The following is a 1,695-nucleotide window of genomic DNA, read 5'->3' on the forward strand; positions in this document are numbered from 1 at the left end:
GGGCATGTGCCAACCTGAAACCGCAGTTCAGGGGGCTTGCCTGATCGTGGTTGGGCGTACTCGGGCTGGTGATGCCCGGGAATCATGACGAGTGATCGTCCGCCATCAGCGGATCAATGGTTCTCACCGATTCCGCCGCAGCCGATCGCGTCCACCCTCTAGTATCCGTATCTGTGTGGTTATCCACGGTAATCGCCGGAGGTGAGGCAGGGTGTCGTCGCTGCTGGAACGGATCGCCACCCGCCGTGCCGAACTGACCGAGCAGGCACAGCATCTGACCAAGCAACTGACCGACGTGCAACACGAACTCGACCGGGTGAGCGTGGCCGAGCAGGTCATCACCCAGATGCTCACCGAGCCCGAACCCGCCGGCCGGGACATGCCGGTGCCGGTCACCAGCACCGCCAACGGCGCGGCACCTGGCCCCGGATCGGTGATCATCCCCTACCGGCACCAAGCCTCCGAACTCAGCGAACTCCCTGCCGACTACCGGCTTCTCCTGCAGACCGTGACGAACGCGGCCGGCCCGCTGATCTGCAAACACATCTGCCAAACAGCTGGGCTGGGCACCGAATCCGGGCAAGTGGAGGGCACCCGGGCCAAGCTGAACCGGCTGGCCGAGCGGGGCTGGCTGCGCAAAATGCCGAACGGGAGTTTCGCCCCACGTCCTGACCCCGCCCCCTGACCCAAGGCGCTTTCCGCAGAACCGGGCCTGCACACACCGGGCCGCGGAGCGCGCCCTCGGCGGGGGTATGGCGGTTTGTGACAACAACCAACAAGCCCGCCGAGGGCACACCCGCTGTCTATCAGGTCCGGCTGCCGTTGTCGGCCAAGACCCTCACCTTCGTCGCCGACCTGTTGCGCGGCCACCTCAAAGCGATCGGATCGCGCTGGCGTAAGCTCCCCGCCGGGAAGATCGCCGTCATCGTGCTCGCCGTGCTGCGCCATGACCAGCGCCTGGCCGACATGGCCGGCGGCAACGACGTCTCACCCGGCACCGTGCGCCGCTGGGTGCGGGAGGTTCTGCGTCTGCTGGCCGCGCGGGCACCGCGCCTGGACCGCGCCCTGGCCAAGATCGCCGGACAGGGTGGCGAGGTGGTGCTGATCGACGGCACCCTGATCCGCACCGAACGCCGCAGCGGGAAGGACAACCGCAAGAACTACTCGGGCAAGCACAAAACCCACGGTCTGCTCTTCCTGGCCCTCACCGACACCCGCGGGAACCTGCTGTGGATCTCCGCCGCCCGGCCCGGCCGCGCCTCCGAGATCACCACCGCCCGCCACCACAACCTCGTGCAGAAGTTACGGGAGGCGGGCCTGGGCGCCCTGGCCGATCTCGGCTTCGTCGGGCTCGATGACGACCCTGACGACCCGATCGTCATCACCGGCCGCAAGGCCACCCGCACCAGCCCTCTCACCACCGCCCAGAAACAGGCCAACCAGCTCGTCAGCAGCGAACGCGCCCCCGTCGAGCATGCCTTCGCCGACCTGAAGAACTGGCGCATCCTCACCAAGCTCCGCATGGACGCCGCTCACGCCACCATGCTGCTGCGCGCGCTGCTGGTGCTGACCCACAGCGAAATCACCCGGTGACAGACGATCACCCACCATGATCAGGCGTCACCACCTACCCGAACACCGCCAAACAAACTCAGACAAGGGGCATGACCTGCGATTTCAGGATGGAATTAGCCC

Annotated in this window: 2 protein-coding genes; both read left to right on the plus strand. The window is 66.9% G+C overall.

The features are described from left to right. Nucleotides 1–211 precede the first annotated feature (211 nt). On the plus strand, nucleotides 212–685 hold the full coding sequence (locus AB0I15_RS66800; RefSeq protein WP_358121186.1) for a hypothetical protein: 474 nt from the start codon (nucleotides 212–214) through the stop codon (nucleotides 683–685). A 77-nt stretch (nucleotides 686–762) separates the two neighbouring features. Next, complete coding sequence (locus AB0I15_RS66805; RefSeq protein ID WP_358121189.1) at nucleotides 763–1,593, plus strand: transposase family protein; 831 nt, start codon at nucleotides 763–765, stop codon at nucleotides 1,591–1,593. Nucleotides 1,594–1,695: the final 102 nt, after the last annotated feature.

This window comes from Nonomuraea sp. NPDC050643 (genome assembly GCF_040654715.1).
In the GTDB taxonomy this organism is placed as follows: domain Bacteria; phylum Actinomycetota; class Actinomycetes; order Streptosporangiales; family Streptosporangiaceae; genus Nonomuraea.